At 40.9% G+C, this 14,625-nt stretch carries 11 protein-coding genes; 5 read left to right on the top strand and 6 right to left on the bottom strand.

What is annotated here, in order from left to right; translation table 11 throughout:
* Positions 1-233: 233 nt before the first annotated feature.
* Positions 234-542: a DUF3067 family protein gene (locus UH38_RS06300; protein WP_045053804.1), complete on the bottom strand. Its 309-nt coding sequence runs from the start codon at positions 540-542 to the stop codon at positions 234-236.
* Between the two features lie 224 nt (positions 543-766).
* Here UH38_RS06300 and petC point away from each other — a divergent pair, with 224 nt between their 5' ends.
* From petC to UH38_RS06320, 4 genes are all read left to right on the top strand, one after another.
* Positions 767-1,306, top strand: a complete 540-nt coding sequence (gene petC, locus UH38_RS06305) for a cytochrome b6-f complex iron-sulfur subunit (RefSeq protein ID WP_045053805.1) — start codon at positions 767-769, stop codon at positions 1,304-1,306.
* A gap of 93 nt (positions 1,307-1,399) precedes the next feature.
* Positions 1,400-2,386: a cytochrome f gene (petA, locus tag UH38_RS06310; RefSeq protein WP_045053806.1), complete on the top strand. Its 987-nt coding sequence runs from the start codon at positions 1,400-1,402 to the stop codon at positions 2,384-2,386.
* 330 nt (positions 2,387-2,716) lie between these two features.
* Complete coding sequence (locus UH38_RS06315; RefSeq protein WP_045053807.1) at positions 2,717-3,937, top strand: P-loop NTPase fold protein; 1,221 nt, start codon at positions 2,717-2,719, stop codon at positions 3,935-3,937.
* Between the two features lie 3 nt (positions 3,938-3,940).
* Positions 3,941-8,836, top strand: a complete 4,896-nt coding sequence (locus UH38_RS06320; protein ID WP_045053808.1) for a WD40 domain-containing protein — start codon at positions 3,941-3,943, stop codon at positions 8,834-8,836.
* 110 nt (positions 8,837-8,946) lie between these two features.
* On the opposite strand, the gene UH38_RS27600 is transcribed toward UH38_RS06320, so the two are convergent.
* Together UH38_RS27600 and UH38_RS27090 are read right to left on the bottom strand one after the other, a co-directional pair.
* Positions 8,947-9,489 (bottom strand): AbrB family transcriptional regulator, encoded by a 543-nt coding sequence (locus UH38_RS27600; protein ID WP_235355101.1) that lies wholly within the window; start codon positions 9,487-9,489, stop codon positions 8,947-8,949.
* Positions 9,490-9,893: 404 nt separating this feature from the next.
* Positions 9,894-10,163 carry a DUF4365 domain-containing protein gene (locus UH38_RS27090; RefSeq protein ID WP_200892320.1) on the bottom strand — a complete coding sequence of 90 codons (270 nt, stop codon included), beginning with the start codon at positions 10,161-10,163 and terminating at the stop codon, positions 9,894-9,896.
* A 226-nt stretch (positions 10,164-10,389) separates the two neighbouring features.
* Here UH38_RS27090 and ilvA point away from each other — a divergent pair, with 226 nt between their 5' ends.
* Positions 10,390-11,901: a threonine ammonia-lyase, biosynthetic gene (ilvA, locus tag UH38_RS06335; RefSeq protein WP_045053809.1), complete on the top strand. Its 1,512-nt coding sequence runs from the start codon at positions 10,390-10,392 to the stop codon at positions 11,899-11,901.
* A gap of 4 nt (positions 11,902-11,905) precedes the next feature.
* Here the strand turns inward: ilvA and UH38_RS06340 are convergent, their stop codons facing one another.
* From UH38_RS06340 to UH38_RS06350, 3 genes are all read right to left on the bottom strand, one after another.
* Complete coding sequence (locus UH38_RS06340) at positions 11,906-12,994, bottom strand: nucleotidyltransferase domain-containing protein (RefSeq protein WP_045053810.1); 1,089 nt, start codon at positions 12,992-12,994, stop codon at positions 11,906-11,908.
* A 26-nt stretch (positions 12,995-13,020) separates the two neighbouring features.
* Positions 13,021-13,569: a pentapeptide repeat-containing protein gene (locus UH38_RS26205; RefSeq protein WP_072044889.1), complete on the bottom strand. Its 549-nt coding sequence runs from the start codon at positions 13,567-13,569 to the stop codon at positions 13,021-13,023.
* Between the two features lie 201 nt (positions 13,570-13,770).
* On the bottom strand, positions 13,771-14,622 hold the full coding sequence (locus UH38_RS06350) for an Rpn family recombination-promoting nuclease/putative transposase (RefSeq protein ID WP_045053812.1): 852 nt from the start codon (positions 14,620-14,622) through the stop codon (positions 13,771-13,773).
* Positions 14,623-14,625 lie beyond the last annotated feature (3 nt).

Below are 14,625 nucleotides of genomic sequence, written 5' to 3' on the forward strand. Positions count from 1 at the left end.
AGCATCCGTCAGGTCGCTCGGATAAGACTTAAGCATCTTCTCAATCCGCAAGAACTACATTTCTATCCTCGTACCAGCATTCAGCAACAAACCTTCAACTCAATATTTATTTAGAAACAAGCTCTAAACTTAGAGATTTAGCAATCCAACTGTTCATTAAAATATCAAATAACTTATTATCAATAGCTAAGACGTATTTATATCTATTTAGTTTCAGAGCGAGATAACTAAGGTTATAGAATCCATTCTGAAGCGCGATCGCCCAAATCTAAGGGAATACTAACAGCCTTACCCAAACGCGGACGTTCTTTTGTCTCCTGAATAAACATCTCTACCTGCAACGTTCCTCCAAATCCATGTAAGTAAGTTGCGATCGCATCCAAATGCGCTTGATACTCCATCTCTGTTAGCGGAAACGAAGCTTGCTCTAAATACTTCCACATTACTTGCAAAAATACCTTCCCCTGAGTGCGTCGCAACTGCACGTCATAAGAACGTCCCCATTTTTTCAGCAATAGCTGGCGTAAATCTTGTCCTGTCATGGCTTTTGCCAAAATTTACATTTCTTTACAATGTAGAGTTAAGTAACTCAAGTATGATACCAATATAAAGAAATGTAATATGCCTCCGATCGCGTTTAACAATATTCTAGATAAGAGGAATTTTTATATTTTTGTCAGTCGTGGCAGTTCGACACAGGCGATAAGCATTCTGGGAAACCTCAGATAAGTTAACAAAGATCCAAGAAGAGAAAAGAGCAAAAAGTATGGCGCAGATGTCAGAATCAAGAGATGTCCCAGATATGGGTCGTCGTCAATTTATGAACTTGCTAGCTTTTGGCACTGTTACAGGGACAGCTTTAGGGGCGCTGTATCCAGTAGTCAAATACTTTATTCCACCGTCTAGCGGTGGCGGCGGCGGCGGCGTAACCGCAAAAGATGCATTAGGCAACGATATCAGCGTCAGCAAATTTTTAGAAGGCAAAAATCCAGGCGATCGCGCATTAGCACAAGGACTAAAAGGCGATCCGACATATATTGTTGTCGATACCAAAGAATCAGTCAAAGACTACGGTATTAACGCCGTTTGCACGCACTTAGGCTGCGTAGTACCTTGGAACGGCAGTGAAAACAAATTTATGTGTCCTTGTCACGGTTCTCAGTACGATAGCGCAGGTAAAGTAGTACGCGGACCTGCACCTCGGTCGTTGGCATTAGTACACGCCAAGGTAGAAGACGACAAAATCGGCTTAACGCAGTGGACGGAAACAGACTTCCGCACAGGCGAAGAACCTTGGTGGGCGTAAACAGTTACCAGTTACCAGTGACCAGTGACCAGTTAGTAATTAAGTTTTGGTCACTGTTTAAATTAGTCCTTGTCATAGAAACGTTTGTTACAGATGAAAAAAGTATTTGCAGCAAAATCGCCTCGTAGAGTGGGGGCGATGTTCAAAACAGCGATACTAGCGATCGCCACTATTGCCTTCTTTTTGGCTAGCGATGTAGCCTTACCTCAAGCAGCTTCCGCGTATCCATTTTGGGCGCAGCAATCTTACCCTGAGACACCCCGCGAACCGACAGGGCGAATTGTTTGCGCTAACTGCCATTTAGCCGCCAAACCGACCCAAGTAGAAGTACCACAATCAGTTTTGCCAGATACAGTATTTGAGGCTGTAGTCAAAATTCCTTACGATACCAACGTCCAGCAAGTAGTTAGCGACGGTACGAAAGGCGGCTTGCAAGTCGGCGCTGTGTTAATGCTACCTGAAGGCTTCAAAATTGCGCCTCCAGAAAGAATTCCTGAAGAGATGAAGGAAAAAGTTGGCGATTTATATTTCCAACCATACCGTGAAGACCAAGACAACGTTGTAATCGTCGGTCCATTACCTGGCGAACAGTATCAAGAAATAGTCTTCCCAGTCCTATCACCCGATCCCAAGAACGATAAAAACATCCACTTTGGCAAATACGCCGTTCACGTAGGTGGAAACCGAGGACGCGGACAAGTTTATCCTACAGGTGAAAAGAGCAATAACACAGTCTACAACGCTTCTGTAGATGGCACTATTACTAACATTGCCTCTGTAGCAGAAGGTGGCTATCAAGTTACAATTGCAACGGGCGAAGGTGAAAACACAGTAGAAACAATCCCCGCCGGACCGGAATTAATCGTTTCTCAAGGGCAAGAAGTCAAGATTGGCGATGCCTTAACTAGCAATCCCAACGTAGGCGGATTCGGTCAAGCCGACGGCGAAATAGTCCTGCAAAGCGCCACCCGCATTCGTTGGTTAATCGTCTTCCTAACTGGCATCATGCTATCGCAAATTATGCTAGTTCTTAAGAAGAAGCAAGTAGAGAAAGTTCAAGCAGCAGAAATGAACTTCTAAATCTATCTCGAATAGTTAGCATAAGACAGGTTATAATACCTGTCTTTTTTTATACTCGCGAACACAATCAGAAAAAATCACCAATCTTACCTAAAGATTGACCATTGAAAATTATATTTATGCAGACTAAATTAGTTAAGTAGAAAAGCATCTATTACTTCTTTATATCATCCAACTGCTGCAATATTAAAGCTAGCAAGTAAAGTATTTATTTAAACAAATTAAATAAACCTATCTATTCTAGGACGAAGTTATTTTTCCTATTAAGTCGCTATGCCATTAAATGTAAGAGAATTTTTTAACGCCTGCAATCCTAGCAAAACAATAAACATGGAAATTGCTAAGGAAAGGAAATATTATATAAACTTCTCTTCAGTGCGTGGTGTAGAAATAGTTGAAGAACTAGGACAAACGATCTCCCTTTCCGACGAACCAACTTGTCAACTATTTACAGGACACATTGGCTGCGGAAAATCGACCGAACTTCTGCGCTTAAAGCAAGAACTACAACAGCAATCATTTCACGTAGTTTACTTTGAATCTAGCCAATACTTAGATTTAGCAGATGTCGATATTAGCGATATTTTACTACTAATTGCTCGTAAAGTTAGCGAAAGTTTAACAAGCCTGGGTATCAAACTTAAACCAGGATATTTTACTGCTTTATTTAAAGACATTGGCGAATTATTGCAGACACCAGTAGATATTTCCTTGGGCTTAGAGTTTGGGGTTGCTAAAATTGCGGCTATAACCAAAGAAGATCCTAGACTTCGCAATCAATTAAGAGATTATTTGGAAAATAGAAATAGCGATATTATTCAATCTATTAACGACGAAATAATTATTCCTGGCATTGAAAAACTGCAACAGATAGGCAAACAAGGCTTAGTAGTAATAGTAGATAACTTAGATAAAATAGACGATCGCCCTAAAGCTTGGGGAAGACCGCAGCCAGAGTATTTATTCATAGATAGAGGCGATAAATTAAGACATCTCAAATGTCACGTAGTTTATACCATTCCGTTAGGACTAATTTTCTGTAATGAGTATGGAACTTTGCAAAATATTTTAGGTAGCGTTAAAGTTTTACCAATGGTTCCAGTGCAACTACGAAATGGTCGAGATTATCCACAAGGAATAGCTTTATTGCGTCAAATGGTTATGGCTAGGGCTTTTCCCGATCTTAAACCAGATATACGCATAACTTTAGTTGCGGAAGTTTTTGAAAATATAGAGATATTAGATCGATTGTGCTACGTTAGCGGCGGTCATGTCAGAAATTTATTGAGACTACTTTATACTTGTATTCCTAAAAAACGTCCGCCTCTTTCTTTAGAAGTTTTAGAAAATGTAATTAGGCAAAGACGTAATGAATTAACCTTGCCAATTAACTTAGAGCAAAAGTGGGAGTTACTTAGAGAAATAGAAGCAGAAAAGCAAATTACCAAAGAAAACGGCTACGCAACTTTACTCCGTAGTATGGTCGTATTTGAATACCGCGACCCTGATGGATCTTGGTTTGATATCAATCCAATTTTAAAAGATATTTAAACTATGTCTAAGTTGCGTCAATCTGAAGACATAACTGCTTACAATCAAGAGTCTTTAGAGGCGCTAATTCAAGCTATCGATTTATCTCAAGGACAATTTACGCTAATTTTAATACGTTGCAATTATGCCAGCGTGCGCGAACAAATAATTTATCAATTACAAAAACAATGTCCAGTTAGAATTGAAAGTTTAGCTCTACAAAAGTCAGTAAGAACTTTATACAGCACGATTAAAACAAGTTTAAGCGATCGCACTCCCGCAGCTTTGATGGTACGAGGCTTAGAATCAGTCAGTGCCATCGAACAAGTATTAGTTGCAACTAACCAAGTTAGAGAAGAATTTCGCAAAATATTTCCTTTTCCGCTCTTAATTTGGGTCACTGACGAAGTATTGCAAAAAATGATTCGGTTAGCGCCAGACTTTGAAAGTTGGGCAACAACTTATGAATTTGCGATCGCAACTAAAGAACTAATTAGCTTCCTTGTACAAACGACTGATGAAGTATTTGCCAAAGTTCTAGAAATGGGTGCAGGTAAGTTTCTTGACAATGCAGCCTTGAACTTAGAAATTGGTTCTTCCCGTCGGTTTCAACTAGAATCAGCGTGGCGAGACTTGCAAGCACGCGGCATAAATTTGCAGCCAGAACTAGCAGCTAGCTTAGAATTCGTCCTCGGACGCGACGCTAGTAGCTCAATGGAGCAGTCTTTGCAACACTACGAGCGCAGTTTGGCATTTTGGCAACAAAGCAGTAACTTGGAGCGAAAAGGCTGCTTATTGTTCTCTATAGGATTGTGGTGGCGTACCTACGCCGTACTACATCGGGCGCAGTACGATCGCGCTTGTACTAAAGCTAAAGAGTATTATCAACAATGTATTGCTACTTTCGAGCAAGCCAATCGCCCAGACTTACAGGCTAAATTTATTAACGCTTTGGGCGATGTCTTGCAAAAACTGAAATTATGGAACGAGTTAGAAATTGTTGCAGGGCAAGCTCTGAATCTGCATAAAATTGATAGCGATGCAGTTAGACTTGCTTATGCTTACGGCTTGCTAGCAGAAGTTGCATTAGCTAAAACCGATTGGACTCAAGCACATTTGTCTGCTCAAGAAGCATTGCAGATTTTAGCTAATGCACAGTACGTCCAATCTACTCGTACCGAAGACGACAATAGCAGCTTGAATCGAGCTAATACCTATCATCGTGGTTGGTACGTACTATTACTGGCGATCGCCCAGCAACATCTTGGTAATATTGCTAGTGCCATCCAAAACCTAAAAACAGCCAAAGCCGAAACAAAACCGCAACACGATCCGCAATTATATATTCGGATCTTAGAGACATTGCGAGCGCTTTACTTCAATGCTGGTAAATATCTAGAAGCCTTTACCCTCAAGCAAGAACAGCGTTCTATCGAGCAGCAATACGGCTTTCGTGCTTTTATTGGTGCAGGTCAACTGCAACCCCAAGGTCAAGTTATTAATTTAGCTTTAGTGCCAAGCGATCGGCAAGCAACTGTAGCACAAATAATTGCTGCTTCTGGAAGACAACCAGATGTAGAAGCATTACTTGTGAGAATGAGCAGTCACGATAATGCACTCACTATCTTACACGGACAATCGGGCGTAGGTAAAAGCTCGTTGATTGATGCAGGATTAGTCCCCGTACTAAAAGAACGAGGAGTAGGCGAACAATCGGCTTTACCTATCGTGTTGCGAAACTATACTGATTGGGAACAGGAATTAGGGCAAAATCTGGTAGAAGCGCTAGCAGAAAATTGGAATAATATCAATATTTCTACTCAAATAAATACCAGCAAAAAAATTTTAGAACAGTTACAACAAAACAGACAATATAATATTAAAACTATTTTTATTTTCGATCAATTTGCTCAACTTTTCTTCGTCAAACAGCAAGCAGAAAGAAAGCCGTTTTGGGAATTTTTGCGAGATTGTTTAAATACTTCTGCTGTTAAAGTTATTATTGCTATTAGAGAAGATTATTTATATTACTTATTAGAAGCTGAACGTTTGACAGCAAATAACGGTACAAGAAACGCTATTTTAAAAGACATCTTAAGCAAAAACAATCGCTATTCTTTAGGTAATTTTTCCACTACGGAAGCCAAAGAAATTATTCAAAAATTAACAGCGCGATCGCAATTCGACCTAGAACCAGATTTAGTTGAAGAGATGGTTAAGGATCTAGGCAAGTCGGGAGAAGTTCGTCCCATTGAATTACAAGTAGTAGGGGCGCAATTACAAACAGATAATATTCAAACATTGGAGAAGTATCGACAATTTGGACCTAAAGAAAAATTAGTCCAAAGATTTCTAGCAGAAGTAGTTAAAGATTGTGGTTCTCCTAATGAAGATATTGCCCAATTAGTTCTATATCTACTTACAGATGAAAAACTCACTCGCCCGTTAAGAACTCGCAACGAACTAATATCTGAAGCAAATAAAATATTAAATGATTTAGCAGACAAAGAAACAGAATTAGAATTAATATTAAACATCTTTGTTGCTTCAGGTTTAGTTTCACTTTTGCAAGAAGTTCACATTCAACGCTATCAATTAGTTCACGATTATCTAATTTCTTTTATCAGACAGCAAAGTGAGAAAGGATTAATAGCCAAAATCAAGGAAGAACAAAGAAAGTCAAAACTTATAGAAAAGCAATATAGGCAATTACAAAAATGGATATTTGCAGCTTTATTCGCCGTGCCTATGACAATTGTTATAGGAATATTAGCATATAGAGCAACAGTATTAGCATATAAAGCAACAATAAATGCTCGGCAGGCAGAGATAGCAAAAACAAATGCTTTAATTACCTCCTCAAAAGCTTTATTAAATTCAAACCAAGAATTTGATGCCCTTGTATCCGGTTTACAAGCAGTACAAGGGTTAAAAAGCGATCGCACTCAGCAGCAAACGGAAGTCAAAGAAGTAATTCAGCAAGCACTATATCAAGTTCGAGAACGCAACCGCTTAGAAGGGCATAGCGATGTAGTATTTGGGACGATATTTAGCCCAGACGGTCAGACAATTGTTTCCGTAAGTGGAGACAAAACAGTAAAACTGTGGCGACGCGATGGCACATTAATTAAAACTCTTATAGGGCATAATGATAGCGTCGTTGATGCTAGCTTTTCACCTGACGGACGAATGCTTGCTACCGCAAGTTACGATCGCACTATTAAGCTGTGGCGACGCGATGGTACTTTACTAACCACCCTTAGCGGACACAAAGACCAAATTTGGCACGTCAACTTCTCACCTGACGGGCAAATTATCGCCTCAGCAAGTCGAGATAAGACAGTAAAACTGTGGCGACGCGATGGTACTTTAATAACTACTCTCACAGGACATCAAGGCTGGGTAGGAAGAGTAAGTTTTAGCCCTGATAATCAGCAAATCGCTTCAGCAAGTTCAGATAAGACAGTAAAATTGTGGCGGCGTAACGGTACTTTAATAACTACTCTTAAAGGTCATACCTCTACTGTACTAGATGTCGTATTTTCTCCTGACGGTCAAATTATTGCTTCAGCAAGTTCCGACAATACTGTAAGGTTGTGGCGACGCAATGGGACTTTACTAACAACTCTTAAAGGCCACAACGCCGAAGTTTACCGCGTCAGTTTTAGCCCCAACAGTCAATTAATCGCCTCAGCTAGTGCCGACAACACAGTAAAATTGTGGCAGCGTAATGGCAAATTATTCAATACCTTAAGAGGTCATAGTGCTGAAGTTTATCGCGTCAATTTTAGCCCTGACGGTCAATCAGTTGCCTCAGCTAGCGCTGACAAGACAGTAAAATTGTGGCGGCGTAGCGGTACTTTGCTTGCTACTTTGACGGGACACAAAGATAGCGTAATTGATATAAGCTTTAGTCCTGACGGCAATACGCTTGCTTCAGCAAGTTACGACAAGACAGTAAAACTTTGGCAACTGCGCGGCACATACGGCACTTATTTAATCGGGCATATCAATGGAGTATATAGCACTAGCTTTAGTCCTGACGGGCAGCAAATCGCTTCAGCTAGTGCTGACGACACGATTAAGCTATGGCAGCGTGACGGTACTTTGCTAAGAACTATTTCAGGTAATAGTAATGGCGTATATAGCATTAGTTTTAGCCCAGACGGAAGTGCGATCGCTTCAGCAAGTTTAGATAACACAATCAAACTGTGGCGGCGCAACGGCGATTTATTCAAAACCTTAGCAGGACATTCTAATTCTGTGTACGATGTCAGCTTTAGCCCTGATAGTCAAATATTTGCCTCTGCTAGTGCAGATAATACAGTCAGATTGTGGCGACGCGATGGTACTTTACTAAAAACCCTGACAGGACATCAAGATATAGTTTATGGAGTGAGCTTTAGTCCTGACGGTCAGATTGTAGCTTCAGCCAGTTTAGACGATACGATTAAAATTTGGCGACGCGATGGCACATTAATCAAAACTATTGCTGGAAATAGTAACGGAGTTTACGATGTCAGTTTTAGTCCTGACGGTCAAATCATCGCCTCAGCCAGTGGATATGGGACAGTAAAGTTGTGGCGCAGTGACGGAACCTTATTCAAAACCCTAGTAGGACACAAAAATTCAGTATTTCGCGTCAGTTTTAGCCCAGACGGACAGAAAATCGCTTCAGCTAGTGGAGATGGGACGGTAAAAATCTGGCGGCGCGATGGTACATTACTGACTACTCTTATCGGGCATAAAGCAGGAGTAATTGATGTTAGTTTTGCCCCAGATAGCAAATCCGTTGCCTCAGCCAGTAACGATAACACTGTAATTGTTTGGACTTTATTAGATGACTTAGTTGTGTCAAGCTGTAATTGGTTGAGAGATTATCTAAAAACTGAAGGCAATGATAGTTTGTGTAGTAAATAAAAATACTACTATTAACAAACATATATAAGCAATTGTAATTTATTGCTAGTCTTAACCGCGACTGCTGATAGCACAATTATGATTGCACACGAGCAAGAGCCTATATTTTACTACGTTTCCCTTTCCCCTGCCTGTATAGATTGCTTGCTTTGAGTATCTTCAAGACGGAACAGAGAAATTTGCTTGTAACCGAGTTCGATCTCAAATTGATCGCCAGGCTTTAAGCCCATCGCCTGAATCTGACTGGCACAAATCGTAATTTGACCGTTATTATCTACCTTAACGCGATGTTTCGGTTGCCGAGCGAGTCCATTTTTTGGGTTCTCTCGATCTAAAAACAAACCCTTTGCTGCTAACAAGGCATCATAAAAATCACTTAAGTTGATGCAAGTTTGGTTGGTTTTTGTGACGGTATAATAGCCAGATATCCTTGCCAGTTCTCGTTCTGGCAAATGCATTAATCCATTGAGTTTTTGCAGTAGAGTTTCCCCTGTTAAACGATTAGAGGCTGATTCTACTGACTCAACAGAATTATTTAGTGATTGAATCTCTAGCTTAATTTCCTCTGGCGATGTTTGTTCGACCTCAGCCAGTAAGTTAATTGCTTTATCTAATAGTATTGAACTATCCCAAAAGCGAGTGGAATGAGGCAAGACTAATTGCACTGGTCTATCTAAATCGTCAGTACAATTTTGAAATACTATTAAATTTTGATTTGGATGATGAACTTACCTCCAGCCAGTTCTTTTCACGTAAGATATAACTTTATTCAGCCAAAGGTTTGCGAGGTAGGAAGCATCAGATATTACTATAGACATAGCTAAAACTGACCTGTTTTAACTTGATTGAGTAAGGCGAGCGCTGATTCTGGTGTTAGCAGATGCTGTAGCTCAATGTAAATCCGTTTATGTGCTTTATTTTTGGTAGGTGAACCACTAGGATAATACCAGTAGCATCTTCCTCCTATTATGACTCTAGTTTCTGTACATTCCAACCACTGCTCTCGATCTTGAGGTAAAGCTAAGAGGATTAAGATGCATGGTATAGCACCATTTCTTTACATCTCAATTAGGTCGTTGTATGTTTTCACTTCCAAGTCATAAACAATTTTATCTTTATTTTGCTGCCACCGAGTTGAAGCCTTAAGTTGAAAGTGCAATGAAAAGCCCGACTGGCAATATCTGCCATTGATGACGCTAACCTCATTAAAAGTGCCATCAACTCCATAATCAAACTCTGCTCTCGATATAATTAAGCCAGACTTTGCTGCAATTGCTTGGACACAAGCACGGCTCAATCCTTCTTCAATGTGCTGTTCTGTTATCACTATCGCTCGAATTTAGCTCCATTAGTTTTATTAGATTGGAGCATCACAAGTATAGAGCGATCGTGGTGTATCGTGGCATCGCAAATAAGTTGTTACTAATACGATACGCAACTGCTGATAAGGAGTTTAGAGACTGCTATATAGTGCCTAGTATTTGTTACAACCGATCGCTACATACTAATAGAGTAGAATTGTCCTTCATCGGCATTTACTAACCTATCACCCTATGCTTTGCGACTACTTGGTACAAATTCTGACTGCCCGCGTGTATGATGTTGCCCAAGAAACGCCCTTAGAATATGCGCCGAATCTATCGACGCGATTAAATAATAAGCTTTTACTCAAACGCGAGGATATGCAGTCAGTATTTTCCTTTAAGTTGCGGGGTGCTTATAACAAAATGGCGAGTTTGCCACCAGATAAACTAGCACAAGGTGCGATCGCCGCCTCCGCCGGAAACCATGCCCAAGGAGTCGCTTTAGCTGCCCGTCAGCTAGGAACTAAGGCAATTATCGTGATGCCGATAACTACACCTCAAGTCAAGGTAGATGCCGTCAAAGCGCGGGGTGGCATAGTGGTATTGCATGGCGATACTTATGATGATGCCTATACTTATGCCCGTCAGTTAGAAGCGGAAAAAGGGTTAACTTTCATCCATCCCTTCGACGATCCTGAAGTAATTGCTGGGCAAGGAACGATTGGCATGGAAATTTTGCGCCAGTACCAGCAACCAATCCATGCTATCTTCGTGGCGATTGGCGGTGGTGGGTTAATTTCTGGCATTGCGGCGTATGTAAAAAGGTTGCGCCCCGAAATCAAGATTATTGGCGTTGAACCTGTAGATTCTGACGCGATGAATCAATCGCTTAAAGCAGGCAAACGAGTAAGATTGCCTCAAGTTGGCTTATTTGCGGATGGGGTTGCAGTGCGGGAAGTAGGCGAAGAAACATTCCGCTTGTGCCAGCAATATGTAGATGAAATTATTTTGGTGAACACAGATGCTACTTGTGCGGCGATCAAAGACGTATTTGAAGATACCAGGTCAATATTAGAGCCAGCGGGGGCATTAGCGATCGCTGGGGCAAAAGCCTACGTAGAAAGAGAGCAAATTCAAAATCAAACTTTAATTGCCGTTGCTTGCGGTGCAAATATGAACTTCGATCGCCTGCGCTTTGTCGCCGAACGGGCGGAACTTGGCGAACGCCGCGAAGCTATCTTTGCCGTAGCGATTCCCGAAGCGCGGGGAAGTCTGCGTAAGTTTTGCGAATGTATAGGTAGGCGCAACTTAACTGAATTTAGCTATCGCATTGCTGACGAAAAAGAGGCTCATATTTTTGTCGGCTTACAAATTCAAAACCGCGCCGATGCTGCTTTTATGGTGGAAAACTTCGAGGCACATGGGTTTAAGACTATCGATCTTACCGACGACGAATTAACAAAACTGCATCTGCGGCACATGGTAGGCGGGCGATCGCCTTTAGCCAACAACGAACTACTATATCGCTTTGAGTTTCCCGAACGTCCTGGCGCACTGATGAAATTTGTCGGTTCCATGAGTCCCGACTGGAATATTAGCTTATTTCACTACCGCAATAACGGCGCAGACTACGGGCGCATAGTAGTAGGAATGCAAGTTCCCCCCAATGAGATGGAACAGTGGCAAGCATTTCTCGATACCTTGGGCTACCAGTATTGGGATGAAAATAAAAACACAGCCTACAAGCTATTTTTGGGTTAGAAATTTACCAGCCTTGCATTTCCACCAATTCTATACATAGCTGATTGATGCGATCGAGATTGGGGGCTAGGGGTAAAGGCGATCGCTCATATACTACATCCATTTGCGCCACCAGATCGTCAGCCATTTTCATCACTTGTTCGTAAGTATAATCGCCCCGCAAAATAGCCTTTAAGTCATCCACATCACCCGCTGCTTGGCGATTAACAACTACCTTTCCTTGCGCTAATATTTCCAATCCACTCCGCAGCAATCTAATACAATGCATTCCATGTTTGAGATCGAAACCTGACTTCTTTTCCATTTCTGCCCTAACAGGATTGCGATTTTGCTGCCAAGACAAATAAGCTTTCCATTCGCGCAATGCTACTTGATACTTCTGGCTTTTTTGCAGTAACCGAATAAAATCAGACCTACTATTGGTCAAGCTTTGGGTATAATTCAATGTTTTATCAGGCAAAGGATGTTGTTTTAAAAGACCCTTAAAATCAATATCAGCAGTCAATAATTGATAGAGTTGTTCGGCTGCTTCTAAAAACTCAATCCGCCCTCTAACTAAATTATATAAATATTCCAAAAAAGCATTAACTTCGTCTTTCGTCAATACCTTTTCATCTTCTATGCCAAACTCTTGCGGCAGTGGCTTACTCTGAGGAGGATTGAGCAACCACTTACGATGAGTTTCCATCTTTCTAATTTGAGCAAAAGCATAACCAGAATAAGTATGCTTCACCTTCTTACTCAAAAATATTTGTCTATGCTCGATTAAATATTCTCCCACCTCTGTAATAAAAGGATAATTATCTAACCACAGCAATTCCAACACATTAGGATTAGCCGCAGACAGTAATTGAACTACTTTTTTTAGCTCGTATATAACTGTATCTTTATTACCACTTATAAAAGGAAATATCCCTTCCTCATCCCAACCACTATCTTTTTGTTCAATAGCATCAAATCCCAAATAATACTCTTTTGGCGCAATAAACACACCGCGATAGTCATAATCTGACTTAGGATGATTCAACCCATAAGCATGACTACCAGCTAACCCAACAAAAATAGTTCTTTCTTCAACCTCTTTTCTTTTCATTTTCTGCGCTGCTTTTAGCTAACTCATTAGAATGGAATAGGATTGTCGGGGTCGGGACGAGTAGGAAGGGGACAATGAATTCCAGAATGGAAGACTCCATCTCGATCCAAAGTATCTCTGTAAAGAATCCCAAAACCAGGATGCCCATAGGGTTCAGGTCCGAGATGATACTTTCCCAAACTCTCTCTTGTTTCACTGAGATCGCATCGCTCAAAGATAAATTCATCATGATAAGCTCCAATAGTGTGACTGGATCTCCAGTCGCAATCAACAGAAGATCCTCTGAAATAGCAGGCTTCCATGACAGCATATTGCAAATTACACCTGCTCATTTCTGGTATACGGCAAAACCACCATTCACTACAGGAAAAGTTGCAGTTAATAAAGCCGTAGCTAACAATACGGTTATCTATCCAAACGGATTCAAAGGTAACACTGTTGAAAATAGCTCCAGTAAAATCAACTCCTTCTAATTCAACCCCATCCAAACTAATGTATTGCAAAATAACACCTTGAAAATCCCTCTTCCCAGCCTGATATCGAGCTAACAACTCCTCTCTAGTCATATCTTGCATCCCAACACCTCTCAATCCAATAGGAAAGCGATCGCATCCAATATTGGTGTTAAATCAACCAATTGCCATCATAAACTTCCCTAGCGTGAAAAGCCGTAACAATATCTCGTAGCGTTAGGTATTTTATATTAGTAAAATATGCGATCGCACGTCTCAAGTTATCTTAAACAATATCGCTTGCTGTATGGAAAGGCGATAGCATTACCCCAACCAAGTTTCTAAATCTGCAACACTTGTAAAATCCAATAAAGCCTCACCCAAACTCTCTAGTTGCTCAAGACTTAAAGCACTCACTTTTGTAGTCATCTCTGATGATAAAGTACCTAACTTGCGAGTCAGCAATTTGAGGACTAATGCTCTCCCTTCAACGGTGCGACCTTGGATTAAACCCTGTTGCATTCCCTGTTCCAGTCCTTCCGCTCGACCTTCGCGTAAAATAGATTGATACATAGTAGATTCGCGCATCACTGGACTCCTCATCAATTGTCGAATCGTCTGCTCATCTAATTCTAACCCCGCTAAGATACTTGTCGCTGCTACTAAATTACTCTGTTCTCTGGGGTTAGCGATTTGCTCTAACTCGTTCACTACCTGGGTTAACACGCTTTCTTTATTTGCTGCACTACTCAATACTGCTAATGGTAATAATCCTGGCGTACTCAGAAATATCTCTACTGGTTCCTCCCATAAGCGAATGACGCGAAACTGGTGCGTCATTACAGGAGTTACATATCGTTCTTGTCTAACTAAGTTTGAACTTGTCCTTTTTAGGTAAATAACTACTTGTTGGATAGTCTGTGCGGGAAACTTGCGTTTCAAGCGCAAATAATAATCCGCCATCCGAAACGGCATTGTTTCATCGCCAACTGTTTGAAACTCCGTATGCAGGATAACTGCACTCGATTGCAGTAACATAACTGAATCTGCACGAATAGGCTCAACGTTGAGTTCGGTAGGATTAATTGTAGTTAAACTAATCGATTCACTTAATAACCACGCTGCAAAATCACTAGAATACTGTTCAATGAGAAATTTGGAGATGTTATCTATCACTAG

This window comes from Aliterella atlantica CENA595 (genome assembly GCF_000952155.1).
GTDB classification, from domain to species: Bacteria; Cyanobacteriota; Cyanobacteriia; order Cyanobacteriales; family Chroococcidiopsidaceae; genus Aliterella; species Aliterella atlantica.

Coding starts and splice junctions, on each gene's coding strand:
- UH38_RS06300 (WP_045053804.1), bottom strand. CDS start 542: ATGACAGGACAAGATTTACGCCAGCTATTGCTGAAAAAATGGGGACGT.
- petC (WP_045053805.1), top strand. CDS start 767: ATGGCGCAGATGTCAGAATCAAGAGATGTCCCAGATATGGGTCGTCGT.
- petA (WP_045053806.1), top strand. CDS start 1,400: ATGAAAAAAGTATTTGCAGCAAAATCGCCTCGTAGAGTGGGGGCGATG.
- UH38_RS06315 (WP_045053807.1), top strand. CDS start 2,717: ATGGAAATTGCTAAGGAAAGGAAATATTATATAAACTTCTCTTCAGTG.
- UH38_RS06320 (WP_045053808.1), top strand. CDS start 3,941: ATGTCTAAGTTGCGTCAATCTGAAGACATAACTGCTTACAATCAAGAG.
- ilvA (WP_045053809.1), top strand. CDS start 10,390: ATGCTTTGCGACTACTTGGTACAAATTCTGACTGCCCGCGTGTATGAT.
- UH38_RS06340 (WP_045053810.1), bottom strand. CDS start 12,994: ATGAAAAGAAAAGAGGTTGAAGAAAGAACTATTTTTGTTGGGTTAGCT.
- UH38_RS26205 (WP_072044889.1), bottom strand. CDS start 13,569: ATGCAAGATATGACTAGAGAGGAGTTGTTAGCTCGATATCAGGCTGGG.